The organism is Pseudomonas corni (assembly GCF_057128765.1).
Genome location: NZ_JBSKHW010000022.1, coordinates 35,403 through 49,656 on the forward strand (window position 1 = coordinate 35,403; position 14,254 = coordinate 49,656).

General features: G+C 56.6%; 11 protein-coding genes. All 11 read left to right on the forward strand.

The window, feature by feature from the left end:
- Positions 1-76 precede the first annotated feature (76 nt).
- The 11 genes from ACWKV9_RS25960 to ACWKV9_RS26010 all read left to right on the forward strand — a co-directional run bounded on the left by ACWKV9_RS25960 (position 77) and on the right by ACWKV9_RS26010 (position 14,198).
- Entirely contained in the window at positions 77-2,878 is a 2,802-nt protein-coding gene (locus ACWKV9_RS25960; protein WP_483838968.1) for an LPS-assembly protein LptD, read from the forward strand.
- Positions 2,859-4,181, forward strand: coding sequence for a peptidylprolyl isomerase SurA (surA, locus tag ACWKV9_RS25965; protein WP_483838969.1), 1,323 nt, complete (start codon positions 2,859-2,861; stop codon positions 4,179-4,181). Before ACWKV9_RS25960 ends, surA begins: the two co-directional genes overlap by 20 nt.
- Positions 4,178-5,164 carry a 4-hydroxythreonine-4-phosphate dehydrogenase PdxA gene (pdxA, locus tag ACWKV9_RS25970; RefSeq protein WP_483838970.1) on the forward strand — a complete coding sequence of 329 codons (987 nt, stop codon included), beginning with the start codon at positions 4,178-4,180 and terminating at the stop codon, positions 5,162-5,164. Before surA ends, pdxA begins: the two co-directional genes overlap by 4 nt.
- On the forward strand, positions 5,164-5,970 hold the full coding sequence (gene rsmA, locus ACWKV9_RS25975) for a 16S rRNA (adenine(1518)-N(6)/adenine(1519)-N(6))-dimethyltransferase RsmA (protein WP_483838971.1): 807 nt from the start codon (positions 5,164-5,166) through the stop codon (positions 5,968-5,970). The genes pdxA and rsmA overlap by 1 nt, the downstream gene beginning before the upstream one ends.
- Positions 5,971-6,089: 119 nt before the next feature.
- Positions 6,090-6,470 (forward strand): Co2+/Mg2+ efflux protein ApaG, encoded by a 381-nt coding sequence (apaG, locus tag ACWKV9_RS25980; protein ID WP_483838972.1) that lies wholly within the window; start codon positions 6,090-6,092, stop codon positions 6,468-6,470.
- Positions 6,470-7,351, forward strand: coding sequence for a symmetrical bis(5'-nucleosyl)-tetraphosphatase (locus ACWKV9_RS25985; protein ID WP_483838973.1), 882 nt, complete (start codon positions 6,470-6,472; stop codon positions 7,349-7,351). Before apaG ends, ACWKV9_RS25985 begins: the two co-directional genes overlap by 1 nt.
- 59 nt (positions 7,352-7,410) lie before the next feature.
- Positions 7,411-7,731 (forward strand): thiosulfate sulfurtransferase GlpE, encoded by a 321-nt coding sequence (glpE, locus tag ACWKV9_RS25990; RefSeq protein ID WP_483838974.1) that lies wholly within the window; start codon positions 7,411-7,413, stop codon positions 7,729-7,731.
- 289 nt (positions 7,732-8,020) lie between these two features.
- The gene (locus ACWKV9_RS25995; RefSeq protein ID WP_483838975.1) at positions 8,021-9,943 is read left to right on the forward strand and encodes a PrkA family serine protein kinase; all 1,923 of its coding nucleotides are present in this window, start codon (positions 8,021-8,023) and stop codon (positions 9,941-9,943) included.
- A 120-nt stretch (positions 9,944-10,063) separates the two neighbouring features.
- Positions 10,064-11,335, forward strand: a complete 1,272-nt coding sequence (locus tag ACWKV9_RS26000) for a YeaH/YhbH family protein (RefSeq protein WP_483838976.1) — start codon at positions 10,064-10,066, stop codon at positions 11,333-11,335.
- Positions 11,332-12,894 carry a SpoVR family protein gene (locus tag ACWKV9_RS26005; protein WP_483838977.1) on the forward strand — a complete coding sequence of 521 codons (1,563 nt, stop codon included), beginning with the start codon at positions 11,332-11,334 and terminating at the stop codon, positions 12,892-12,894. The genes ACWKV9_RS26000 and ACWKV9_RS26005 overlap by 4 nt, the downstream gene beginning before the upstream one ends.
- Before the next feature lie 74 nt (positions 12,895-12,968).
- Positions 12,969-14,198, forward strand: coding sequence for a multifunctional CCA addition/repair protein (locus ACWKV9_RS26010; protein ID WP_483838978.1), 1,230 nt, complete (start codon positions 12,969-12,971; stop codon positions 14,196-14,198).
- Positions 14,199-14,254 lie beyond the last annotated feature (56 nt).

Here is a 14,254-nt window from a genome sequence, read left to right on the forward strand (position 1 = left end):
ACATCTTTTTCAGCCCATCGAGAGGCGTGCGGCCCCCCCGCGGGCAGATGGCGCGCAGGAAGCCCGGATTAATAAGATGGCATTGAAATCCCCCGCGTTTCGTAAAAAATTTCCGTTGCTTGTAACCGGCAGTCTGCTGGCCATGCAACCTCTAGCCATCCAGTATGCGGTGGCGGCAGAACAGTTTGACTGCTCGGTATCCGCCGCAGGCTCCTGGGATTGCGCACCAAAAGCAACTGCTGTGCAGTTGCCTCCACGGCCGGTACACAGTACGACCAGTGTCAGCTCCAATGGCACTGTGACTGAATCCGAGACCACCACCGGTGGTGAAGTCGTACCTAAAACGACGCTGGTCACCGAGGCCAAGGGCCGTGGCCTGCGGTCGCGAAGTGCTGACTACAGCCACCTCGACTGGGTTCCACGCGAACGCCTGACCGCTGCGCAACTGGCTGAAACCGGCCCGTATTGCTCAGGCGCGTACGTCGAGCCTATTCGCCCTGGTATGGACGACAAGACGCCGAAGAACGAGGCCCCGACTTTCATCGGTGCCAAGGCTTCGCGCTATGAGCAGGAAGAACAGACTGCAACCCTGGCTGGCGACGTTGTCCTGCGTCAGGGCAGCATGCAGCTTCAGGCTCAGGAAGCTTCCCTGCATCAGGCCGAGAACCGTGGCGAGCTCAACGGCGATGTCCGTCTGCGCGACAACGGCGCCCTGATCGTCGGCGATCACGCCGAGGTGCAACTCGACACGGGTGAAGCCCAGGTCGACAACGCCGAATACGTGCTGCATAAATCCAACGTGCGTGGTAACGCGCTGTACGCAAAACGTGCAGAAAACGCGATCATCCGCTTGAAGGACGGGACGTACACCACGTGCGAACCCAACAGCAACGCCTGGACCATCAAGGGCAACAACATAACGCTGAACCCGGCCACCGGTTTCGGTACGGCGACCAACGCTACGCTTCGGGTCAAAGACATCCCGATTCTGTACACGCCTTATATCTATTTCCCGATCGACGACCGTCGCCAGTCCGGCTTCCTGCCACCGACAATCGGTGCCAGCAGCGACACGGGCGTTTCGTTGCTCACGCCTTACTACTTCAACCTGGCGCCTAACTACGACGCCACGTTGTACCCCACTTACATGGCCAAACGCGGCCTGTTGATGGAAGGCGAGTTCCGCTATCTGACGAAGACCAGCGAAGGTCAGTTCGGCGGCGGTTACCTGAACGACGACGACGACGATCGCAAGCTGCAATCCGATTACAAAGACACCCGCTGGATGATCAACTGGCAGCACAAAGGTGGTCTGGATTCGCGTTGGGCAACTCATGTCGACTACACCGACATCAGCGATCCGTACTACTTCCAGGATCTGAAAACCGGCCAGGAAGGCATCGGCACCCACGATTACATCAATCAGCAAGCTGACTTGACGTACCGGGGTGACAGTTACGTTGCGCGCTTGAACGCACAGCGCTACGAACTGGCTAACGTAACGGACATCACGCCGTACGGCCGTCTGCCTCAGTTGACCCTGAACGGCACGCTTCCTTACAGTCCAGGCGGCCTCAAGTTCGACTACGAGACTGAAGCAGTCCGCTTCGATCGCGATCTTAGAACCGGTCGCTATATTGACCAAGATGGCGGACCGATCCGTGCTGATGGAACAATCGGAGCTGATCGTCTCGACACGAACGTTGCAGGCCTCGCCCGTGCAAACGGCGATCGTCTGAATCTGGCACCGTCCATGAGTCTGCCGCTGACCGCATCTTACGGATTCGTGACGCCCAAGCTGAAATACGTCTACACCAAGTACGATCTGGATCTTGACAGCCAAGGCAAACAAACCTTGCTGGCGGATGAAAACTACAACCGCTCTCAAGACCGCAGCATTCCGATCTTCAGCGTGGACAGCGGTCTGTACTTCGACCGTAACACTCAGTGGTTCGGCAAAAACTATCGCCAGACCCTGGAACCGCGTCTGTACTACCTGTATGTGCCTGAGAAAGATCAGACCGATATCCCGGTATTCGATTCGGGCGAGACCACGTTCAACTACGCTTCGCTGTTCCGCGACAACCGTTTCGTTGGCTCCGACCGTATCGGCGACGAAAACAAGTTGTCTCTGGGCATCACCAACCGCTGGATCGAGGACGACGGTTTCGAACGTCAACGCCTCAGCGTCGGTCAGGCGTTGTACTTCAAAGACCGCAAGGTTCAGTTGCCGGGTATCAGCTTCGAAGATCGTCAGGACGCTCAGGCGAACGTTTCTCCTTACGCGCTGGAATACGAATACCGCTACAACCGCGACTGGCGTGCCACTTCGGACTTCAACTGGGATCCGGACAGCCACAGCACCCGTTCCGGCAGCGCGATGGTTCACTACCAGCCTGCAGACAACCCGGGCAAGATCATCAACGCCGGCTATCGCTATCGTAATGACCAGGTCCGTTACGATCAGACCACCGGTAAGTGGAGTGTGGGTGGCGGTGACTACGGCACCCCAGGTACACCGGGCTACGTGAAGGACTACTACAAGATCCAGCAGCATGACTTCTCGGTCATCTGGCCAATCGTTCCTCAATGGAGTGCGATCAGCCGCTGGCAGTACGACTACAACCGTAACCGTACGCTCGAAGCCTTTGGTGGTTTTGAATACGACAACTGCTGCTGGAAGCTGCGTCTGATCAACCGTTACTGGGTTGACTACGACGAGTACACCCAGGAAGCGCCTCAGAACGAAAAAGGCGACCGCGGCATTTTCCTACAAATTGTGTTGAAGGGACTTGGTGGCGTTGTTGGCCAGAAAGTAGAGAGCTTCCTCGACCAAGGCATCCAAGGTTATCGTGAACGTGAAGACCAAGCTTTCTGATTGTCTGCGCCCCCTGATGTTGGGCGCTTTACTCATCGGTTCCGTAGCGCACGCTGAAGTGCGCTCCATCGACAAAGTGGCGGCCATCGTCGACAACGACGTGGTCATGCAAAGCCAGCTCGACCAGCGTATCCGTGAAGTACAGCAAACCATCGCCAAACGTGGCCAGGGCGTGCCGCCGCCCAGCGCCTTGCAATCGCAGGTGCTGGACCGGCTTATCCTTGAAAACCTTCAACTGCAGATTGGCGAACGCTCCGGCATTCGCATTACAGACGAAGAGTTGAACCAGGCCATTGGCACCATTGCTCAGCGTAACCAGATGAGTGTCGAGCAATTCAAGGCCGCTCTGACCCACGACGGATTGTCGTACCAGAGCGCCCGTGAGCAGGTTCGTCGGGAGATGATCATCAGCCGGGTGCGTCAGCGCCGAGTGGCTGAGCGCATTCAGGTGTCCGAGCAGGAAGTAAAAAACTTCTTGGCCTCCGACATGGCAAAGGCGCAGTTTTCCGAAGAGTTTCACCTGGCGAATATCCTGATTCCTACGCCTGACAGCGCCACCTCCGCCCAGATTCAGGCGGCCGCGACCAAGGCGAAAGATGTCTACGGCAAGCTCCAGCAAGGCGCTGACTTCGGTCAGCTCGCGATTGCCGCATCTGCCAGCGAAAGCGCACTTGAAGGCGGCGACATGGGTTGGCGTAAAGCCGCACAACTGCCACCTCCGTTTGGTGACATGTTGAGCTCGATGCGGCCTGGTGAGGTCACCCCTCCAGCGCGGACTCCGGGTGGTTTCATCATCCTCAAGCTGTTGGAGAAACGCGGTGGCGAAGGCCAGACTCAAATGCGCGATGAAGTGCATGTGCGTCATATCCTGATCAAACCAAGCGAAATCCGCACTGAAGCTGAAACCAAACTGCTGGCTCAAAAAATCTACGATCGCATCCAGAATGGCGAAGACTTCGGCGATCTGGCGAAAAGCTTCTCGGAAGATCCGGGTTCGGCGCTCAATGGCGGCGATATGAACTGGGTCGACCCGAACACGTTGGTGCCTGAGTTCCGCGAAGTCATGGCTGAGACGCCACAGGGCACGGTGTCCAAGCCGTTCCAGACGCAATACGGCTGGCACGTCCTGGAAGTACTGGGTCGCCGCGCTACCGACAGCACCAATCAGGCACGTGAACAGCAAGCCCTGACAGTGTTGCGTAACCGCAAATACGATGAAGAGCTGCAAACCTGGCTGCGTCAAATCCGCGACGAAGCCTACGTAGAAATCAAAGTCCCTGGCGCTGACCAGGCTGCGCAGTGAAACCCAAGCGTTTCGCATTGACACCCGGCGAGCCGGCCGGCATTGGTCCTGACCTTTGCCTGCTGCTCGCCGCGCAGCCCCAGCCGCACCCCCTTATTGCCATTACCAACCGCGACTTGCTGAGCGAGCGAGCCGCGTTGTTGGGTGTTGCCGTCAACTTGATAGCCGTTACCCCTGACAATTGGCCCGACGTGCCCGCTCCTGCTGACAGCCTGTATGTCTGGGATACGCCGCTTGAGGCACCGGTGGTGGCGGGCCAGTTGAATAAGGCCAATGGCGCATTCGTTCTGCAAACCCTGACCCGTGCGGGCCAAGGCTGCATTGACGGCGACTTCGCCGGCATGATCACTGCCCCCGTACATAAGGGCGTGATCAACGAAAGCGGCAGCGCTTTTTCCGGCCATACCGAATTCCTCGCTGAGCTGACTCAGACCGAGCAGGTAGTGATGATGCTGGCAACCGGCGATCTGCGCGTGGCGCTGGTCACAACTCACTTGCCGCTGCGCGACGTCGCCGATGCCATCACCGCTGAACGCCTGGAGCGTGTGACGCGCATCCTGCACGCTGATCTAGTGAACAAGTTTGGTATCGCCCATCCGCGCATCCTGGTTTGCGGCTTGAATCCGCATGCCGGGGAAAGCGGGCATCTGGGGCGCGAAGAAATCGACATTATCGAACCCACATTGGAGCGCCTGCGCAGTGAGGGCCTGGATCTACGCGGGCCGCTGCCTGCTGACACTCTGTTTACCCCTAAATATCTGGAGCACTGCGATGCGGTGCTGGCGATGTACCACGACCAGGGTCTTCCCGTACTCAAGTACAAAGGCTTCGGCGCAGCGGTCAACGTGACCCTCGGTTTGCCGATCATCCGCACCTCAGTCGATCATGGCACCGCGCTGGATCTGGCAGGTAGCGGCAAGATCGACACCGGCAGCCTGAAAGTCGCCCTGGAAACCGCCTACCAGATGGCCGAGACGCATTAATGAGCGAGCAATTTCAACACAAGGCGCGTAAGCGTTTTGGGCAAAACTTTCTGCACGACGCGGGCGTGATCGACAAGATCCTGCGCGCGATCCGCGCCAAGCCTGAAGACCGTCTGCTGGAAATCGGGCCAGGTCAGGGAGCACTGACCGAAGGTCTGCTAAACAGCACGGCGCAATTGGATGTGGTGGAGCTGGACAAGGACTTGATCCCCATCCTCATGCATCAGTTCGGCAGCCTGCCCAACTTTAATCTGCATCAGGGCGATGCTCTGAAGTTCGATTTCACCAGCCTTGGCGCCGCACCCGGCAGCCTGCGCGTGGTCGGCAACCTGCCGTACAACATTTCGACACCGCTGATTTTTCATCTATTGCAGAACGCAGGCCTGATTCGCGACATGCACTTCATGCTGCAAAAAGAAGTGGTTCAGCGTTTGGCAGCAACCCCTGGCGGCGGAGACTATGGCCGTCTGTCGATTATGGTTCAGTACCATTGCCGCGTGGAGCACCTGTTCAACGTGGGTCCAGGTGCGTTCAACCCGCCACCGAAAGTGGACTCGGCCATCGTTCGCCTGGTCCCCCACGAAACCCTGCCCCACCCTGCCAAAGACCACCGGGTGCTGGAGCGGGTGGTGCGCGAAGCCTTCAATCAGCGCCGCAAAACGCTGCGCAATACCCTCAAAGCCCTACTGACCAGCGAAGAGATCACCGAAGCCGGAGTCGATGGCGGATTGCGTCCAGAGCAACTGGACCTCGCTGCCTTTGTGCGTCTGGCAGACAAACTTAGCGAGAAGCCCGCTGTCGAGTAATGGGTCGGGACATGTCTGGCGCCAGAGACTCTTTGGTTTTTTAGCCACGACATGTCCTAGACTGATTTTTCACCGGGCTTTTTCCGGCTTTTTCCGCTCTCGCTTTTAAGGCCTCTTGCATGTCCGATCCCCGTTATCAGGTCGACGTCAGCGTCGTCACCCGTTTCCTCGCAGAACAGTCGCAGCCTGAGCAGAACCGCTTTGCCTTCGCCTACACCGTCACCGTCCACAACGCAGGTGACCTGCCTGCCAAGCTGCTGTCCCGACACTGGGTCATCACCGACGGCGATGGCAACGTCGAAGAAGTCCGAGGCGACGGCGTTGTTGGTCAGCAACCATTGATCCAGTCGGGCCAAAGCCACACCTACAGCAGCGGCACTGTCATGACCACCAAGGTGGGCAACATGCAGGGCACCTATCAAATGCTGGCTGACGATGGCAAACGTTTCGATGCGGTCATTGCGCCCTTCCGGCTGGCGGTGCCGGGGGCTCTGCACTGATGGCGGTGTACGCAGTCGGCGATCTGCAAGGTTGCCTTGAACCGCTTAAATGCCTGCTCGACCACGTTGGGTTCGAACCTGGCAAAGACAAACTGTGGCTGGTCGGCGATTTGGTCAATCGCGGTCCGCAGTCGCTGGAAACCCTGCGTTTCATTTACGCAATGCGCGACTCCGTAGTGTGCGTGCTGGGCAACCATGACCTGCATTTGCTCGCCGCAGGACACAACATCGAACGCCTGAAAAAAGGCGACACGCTGCGCGAAATACTGGACGCCCCTGACGCCGACCAGCTGCTGCAGTGGTTACGCCAGCAAAAGCTCATGCATTACGATGCAGATCGCGACATCGCATTGGTGCACGCTGGCATCCCACCGCAATGGACACTGAAGAAGGCGCTACGCTGCGCTGAAGAGGTCGAACAAGCGTTGCGAGATGACAACAGACTGGAGCCCTTTCTCGACGGCATGTACGGCAATGAACCGACGAAGTGGGACAAGGATCTGCACGGCGTGACACGTCTGCGGGTCATTACCAACTACTTCACGCGGATGCGCTTTTGCACCAGCGACGGCAAGCTCGACTTCAAGGCAAAAGAAGGTGTGGATGCTGCCCCTCCCGGATATGCACCGTGGTTTCGTCATAAAAATCGCAAGACCAAAAGCCTCAGCATTATTTTCGGTCATTGGGCGGCGCTCGAAGGTCGATGCGACGAACCCGGGATTTATGCGTTAGACACCGGCTGTGTCTGGGGCGCAGCCCTGTCGATGCTTAACGTCGACACTCGTCAGATGCACCGCTGTGAATGCGACGACAAGGGCAATGCCGAGCCTGGCAAAGTGCGCTTGCTGAGCGCAGATGAACAAAACGCGATCAGGCATTAGAATCGATTTTTTTACCGGTCCCGACTGCTCGGGATCTGCGCGGCCGAGGAGCCCCAGCCATGACCGACTTCAAACGCATACCGCCGCAGCAGGCCCAAGCCCTGCGTGAACAAGGCGCCGTGTTGGTTGATGTGCGCGATCAACAAACGTTCGCCAGCAACCACATCCCCGACTCCCATCACCTGGACAACCACTCCATCGCGGACTTCATCCGCAACGCGGATCTGGATAAACCACTGGTCGTCGTCTGCTACCACGGAAACTCCAGTCAAAGCGCTGCGGCCTATCTTGTTGGCCAGGGTTTCTCGGAGGTCTACAGCATGGACGGCGGTTTTGAACTCTGGAAAAACACGTTTCCAGCAGAAACTGCGCAAGGCTGATCAGAAAAAATATTTTTATCCCGCGATCCCGCGTCCTACGCGGGCTCGCGCATCCATCTGACGAACGGTTGCCGTTCGATTGCAAGCATTCCTTCTTTCTCCTTCCGATTCCGAACTATCCTAAGACGCAGGCCATCCGAATCAGGGGAGAGCCGGTACACCGGCGCGTGGGTCATCGGTAGCTACTTTTATGGTGTTCTGGGGGGTAAATAGCTGCTGAGTGATCAGTCGCTAACCAGCATCAACTGACGATCCGCCGCCGGCTCCACGTATCGAGCGAGGTGACGTCATGAGTATTTTTAGCCACTTCCAACAACGCTTTGAATCGACACGCCAGGAAGAGCTCTCGCTACAGGAGTACTTGGAGCTCTGCAAACAGGACCGCAGCGCTTACGCATCGGCCGCAGAACGTCTTCTGCTGGCGATCGGTGAGCCTGAGTTGTTCGACACCTCGACCAACTCGCGGCTATCGCGAATCTTCTCCAACAAGGTCATTCGGCGCTATCCCGCGTTCGAAGAATTCCACGGCATGGAAGATTGCATCGAGCAAATCGTCTCGTACTTCCGCCATGCCGCCCAAGGCCTCGAAGAGAAGAAACAGATCCTTTACCTGCTCGGCCCGGTAGGCGGTGGTAAATCGTCTCTGGCTGAAAAACTCAAATCGCTGGTCGAAAAAATACCTTTCTACGCCATCAAGGGTTCACCGGTTTTCGAATCGCCCTTGGGCCTTTTCAAACCCACCGAAGACGGGACGATCCTCGAAGAGGACTACGGCATCCCGCGCCGGTACCTGAACACCATCATGTCGCCTTGGGCGACGAAACGTCTGGCCGAATTCGGGGGCGACATCAGCCAGTTCAAGGTGGTGAAGCTGTACCCATCGATCCTTAATCAGATCGCCGTAGCCAAAACCGAGCCAGGCGATGAGAACAACCAGGATATTTCGGCGCTGGTCGGCAAAGTCGATATCCGTAAGCTCGAAGAATATCCACAGAACGATGCTGACGCTTACAGCTACTCGGGCGCGCTGTGCCGGGCCAACCAGGGCCTGATGGAATTCGTCGAAATGTTCAAAGCGCCTATCAAGGTGCTGCACCCACTGCTCACCGCCACCCAGGAAGGTAACTACAACAGTACCGAAGGCCTGGGCGCGATTCCGTTCACCGGTATTCTGCTGGCCCACTCCAACGAATCGGAATGGCATAGCTTCCGCAACAACAAGAACAACGAGGCCTTCATCGATCGGATCTATATCGTGAAGGTGCCGTACTGCTTGCGGGTCAGTGACGAGATCAAGATCTACGACAAACTGCTGTTTAACAGCTCGCTGGCCAAGGCTCATTGCGCGCCCGATACCCTGAAAATGCTTGCGCAGTTCACGGTACTGTCTCGCTTGAAGGAGCCTGAAAACTCCAACATCTATTCCAAGATGAGGGTCTACGACGGCGAGAACCTGAAAGACACCGACCCCAAAGCCAAGTCGATTCAGGAGTACCGCGACAGCGCAGGTGTCGACGAAGGCATGAACGGTCTTTCCACACGCTTTGCGTTCAAGATCCTGTCGAAGGTCTTCAACTTCGACCCACACGAAATTGCCGCCAACCCGGTACATCTTCTCTACGTACTTGAACAGCAAATCGAACAGGAGCAATTCCAGGCTGAAACCCGCGAGCGGTATCTGCGCTTCATCAAGGAATACCTGGCGCCGCGCTACATCGAGTTCATCGGCAAGGAAATCCAGACGGCCTATCTGGAGTCCTACAGCGAGTACGGTCAGAACATTTTCGACCGCTACGTGCTCTATGCAGATTTCTGGATTCAGGATCAGGAGTATCGCGACCCTGAAACCGGCGAAATCCTCAATCGAGTGGCCCTCAACGAGGAACTGGAAAAGATCGAGAAACCAGCTGGCATCAGCAATCCGAAGGACTTCCGAAACGAGATCGTCAACTTCGTGTTGCGCGCCCGCGCCAACAACAACGGCAAGAATCCGACCTGGCTCAGCTACGAGAAGCTGCGGGTGGTGATCGAGAAGAAAATGTTCTCCAACACCGAGGATCTGCTGCCGGTTATCAGCTTCAACGCCAAAGCCAGCAAAGACGATCAGCAAAAGCACAACGACTTCGTCACCCGGATGGTCGAGCGGGGTTACACAGACAAACAGGTACGGCTGCTCTCCGAGTGGTACCTGCGTGTCCGGAAGTCGCAGTAACGCAGCTGTAAGCTACAGGCTTCAAGCGGGCAAGCTGGACCGGTCAGCTTTTCGAGTCCGACCGGTTTGCACTTGAGGCTTGCAGCTGTTTTCTACTTGCAGCTGCCCGGAGGGCTTCAGATGGGCTATGTGATCGACCGACGCCTAAATGGCAAAAACAAAAGCACGGTAAATCGGCAGCGCTTTCTGCGTCGTTACCGTGACCACATTAAAAAAGCAGTGGAAGAAGCCGTCAGCCGCCGCTCCATCACTGACATGGAACACGGCGAACAAATCAGCATCCCCGGGCGTGATATCGACGAGCCGGTGCTTCATCACGGGCGGGGCGGCAAGCAAACGGTCGTGCATCCAGGCAACAAGGAATTCACTTCCGGGGAACACATCGCGCGCCCACAAGGCGGTGGCGGTGGCAAGGGACCTGGCAAGGCGAGCAACTCCGGCGAAGGCATGGACGAGTTCTCTTTCCAGATCACTCAGGAAGAGTTTCTTGAGTTTATGTTCGAGGACCTTGAACTGCCGAACCTGGTGAAACGCAACCTGAGCGGCACCGACACCTTCAAAACCGTGCGCGCCGGTATCAGCAATGAAGGCAACCCTTCGCGCATTAACATCATCCGTACGCTGCGGTCGGCACACGCAAGACGTATCGCATTGTCCGGTAGCAGCCGAGCCAAGCTTCGGGAGGTGACTGCCGAACTTGAGCGCATGAAACGCGAAGAACCGGACAATTTCGGCGACATTCAAGAGTTGGAGGTTGAGTCTGATCGCCTCAAGGCAAGGATTCGCCGCGTCCCGTTTTTGGACACCTTCGACCTCAAATACAACCTGCTGGTCAAACAGCCAAACCCCAGCTCCAAGGCGGTGATGTTCTGTTTGATGGACGTTTCGGGCTCCATGACGCAAGCGACCAAGGACATCGCCAAGCGCTTTTTCATCTTGCTGTACCTGTTTCTCAAGCGCAATTACGACAAGATCGAAGTTGTGTTCATCCGCCACCACACCAGTGCGCGCGAGGTGGACGAAGAAGAGTTCTTCTATTCCCGGGAAACCGGCGGCACCATCGTTTCCAGTGCGTTGAAGCTGATGCAGGAAATCATGGCCGAGCGATATCCGACTAACGAATGGAATATCTACGCAGCTCAAGCCTCCGACGGCGACAACTGGAATGACGACTCACCCATCTGCCGCGACATTTTGATCAAACAGATCATGCCGTTCGTGCAGTACTACACTTACGTCGAAATCACCCCGCGTGAACATCAAGCGCTGTGGTTCGAATACGAGCGCATCGGCGAAGCGTTTGCCGACACGTTTGCCCAGCAGCAGCTGGTCTCTGCCGGTGATATCTATCCGGTATTCCGTGAACTCTTCCAGCGCAGGTTAGTGACATGACCGCTAGAGAGCAGAAACGCCAACCCCTCTCCACGGGTTCCGAGTGGACATTCGAACTGATCCAGGCGTACGACCGGGAAATCAGCCGCATCGCTGAGCGTTATGCCCTGGATACGTATCCCAACCAGATTGAAGTGATTACTGCCGAGCAGATGATGGACGCTTACGCGTCTGTCGGCATGCCGTTGGGGTATCACCATTGGTCCTACGGTAAACACTTCCTCAGCACCGAAAAGTCCTACTCTCGAGGCCAGATGGGTCTGGCTTACGAAATCGTCATCAACTCTGACCCTTGTATCGCTTATCTGATGGAAGAAAACACCATCTGCATGCAGGCGCTTGTGGTTGCCCATGCGTGCTATGGCCATAACAGCTTCTTCAAGGGCAACTACCTGTTCCGCACCTGGACCGACGCCAGCTCGATCATCGATTACCTGGTGTTCGCCAAGCAGTACATCATGCAATGCGAAGAGCGCCACGGCATCGATGCAGTGGAAGACTTGCTCGACTCTTGCCATGCCCTGATGAATTATGGCGTCGACCGTTACAAGCGCCCTTATCCCATCTCTGCAGAAGAAGAGCGCCGCCGACAAAAGGATCGCGAAGAGCACCTGCAAAAGCAGATCAATGACTTGTGGCGCACGATTCCCAAGAGCGCTGACAAAAACAGCAAGGAAGACAACGCCCGATTCCCGGCCGAGCCGCAAGAGAACATTCTCTATTTCATCGAGAAACACGCGCCATTGCTGGAGCCATGGCAGCGTGAGGTCGTCAGAATTGTCCGCAAAATCGCGCAGTATTTTTACCCTCAGCGTCAGACGCAGGTCATGAACGAGGGCTGGGCGACGTTTTGGCACTACACCCTGATGAACGACCTTTACGATGAGGGCCTGGTCACTGACGGCTTCATGATGGAGTTCCTGCAGTCACATACCAGCGTGGTGTTCCAACCGGGATTTGATAGTCCTTACTACAGCGGTATCAACCCTTATACCCTGGGTTTTGCGATGTATCAGGACATCCGGCGGATGTGCGAAAAGCCTACCGATGAAGACCGCCAATGGTTTCCCGACATTGCCGGGACCGATTGGCTGACCGCCGTGAAGTTCGCCATGAGCAGCTTTAAGGACGAGAGCTTCATCCTGCAGTACCTGTCGCCAAAAGTGATTCGGGATCTGAAATTGTTCAGCATCATGGACGACGATCAGAAAGAGGATCTGCTCGTTCCTGCGATTCATGACGAGCCTGGCTACAAAATCATCAGGGAAACCCTCGCTGCTCAGTACAACCTGGGCAACCGTGAACCCAACGTGCAGATCTATAGCATCGATCGTCGGGGCGATCGTTCGCTGACATTGCGTCACCAACAGCACGATCGCAAACCGCTCGGAGACTCTACCGATGAAGTGCTAAAACACCTGCATCGCCTATGGGGCTTCGACATTCACTTGGAATCCTTACAGGGAGATCAAATCATGAAGACCCTTCATGTGCCTCCCCGAAGCGAGCACGCCGAAAGTGAATACCCCCGGCTCGATCTGGCGGTCGTACATCTTTAACCAGTAACACCGCTGTTTTAACCTCCGCGCGTGTGACGTTAGGTTTATCCTGTCGCGCTCACGGAGGTTTTTTCATGCAATTTTATAAAGTCGGCGGCGCTGTTCGCGACCGCCTGCTGGGCAAACCGGTCGTTGACATCGACTGGGTGGTTGTCGGCGCAACCACTGACGAAATGCTCATCAAGGGTTATCGTCCGGTCGGCACTGACTTCCCGGTATTTCTGCATCCATTGACGGGAGAGGAATACGCACTGGCTCGCACTGAGCGCAAGAGCGGTCATGGTTATGGCGGGTTTGTTTTTCACGCAGATCCTGACGTGACGCTAGAAGAAGATTTGATACGCCGCGACCTTACGATCAACGCGATTGCTGAGGACAAAGACGGCCATTTGACCGACCCATATCATGGCCAACGTGACCTGCAAGCGCGTGTTTTGCGTCATATTTCGCCTGCTTTCGCCGAAGATCCCCTCCGAGTGCTCCGCGTTGCCCGATTTGCGGCTCGCTATGCGCCCGACGGATTCACCATCGCGCCAGAGACCCTGGAGTTGATGCGTGAATTGAGCCATTCCGGCGAACTTCAAGCATTGACTCCCGAACGCAGCTGGAAGGAAATTTCCCGCGCGCTGATGGAAGCTCAGCCTCAGGTGTTCATTGGTGTGCTGCGCGATTGCGACGCTTTGGCTGTGTTGCTCCCAGAGGTCGACGCGCTTTTTGGCGTTCCACAACCTGAAGCTCATCACCCGGAAGTCGATACCGGGCTGCACGTACTAAGCGTGCTTGAGCAGTCTGCGATTCATCACCAGCCGCTAAGCGTTCGCTGGGCCTGCCTGCTTCATGACCTGGGCAAAGGCCTGACGCCGCCAGCCGATTGGCCCCGGCACATTGCTCACGAGCACACAGGTCTTAAACTGATCAAAGCAGTTAACCAGCGCTTCAAAGTGCCGAGAGACTGCCAGGAATTGGCGCTCCTGGTAGGCCAATATCACACCCACGGACACCGGGCGCTGGAGCTCAAGCCTTCAACGTTGCTGGATTTATTGCAGAGCTTCGACGTTTATCGCCGGCCGCAGCGTTTTGAAGAATTCGTTGTCGCTTGCGAGATGGATGCGCGCGGCCGCAAAGGACTTGAAGACCGCACCTATCCACAAGCTGAATACCTCAGAGGCGCAGCCGCAACGGCCCGTGAGGTGCAGGTTCAGCCTTTGCTGGAGCAGGGTTTTCAGGGGCAGGAATTGGGCGAGGCGCTCAAACGCGAGCGGCTTGATGCGCTGAAGGTTTACAAGGCGACGTATAACAACTGAGAGTCTGCGCAGGTCCTGTAGAAGCCAACTTGTTGGCGAGAGTACACATGCGCTGA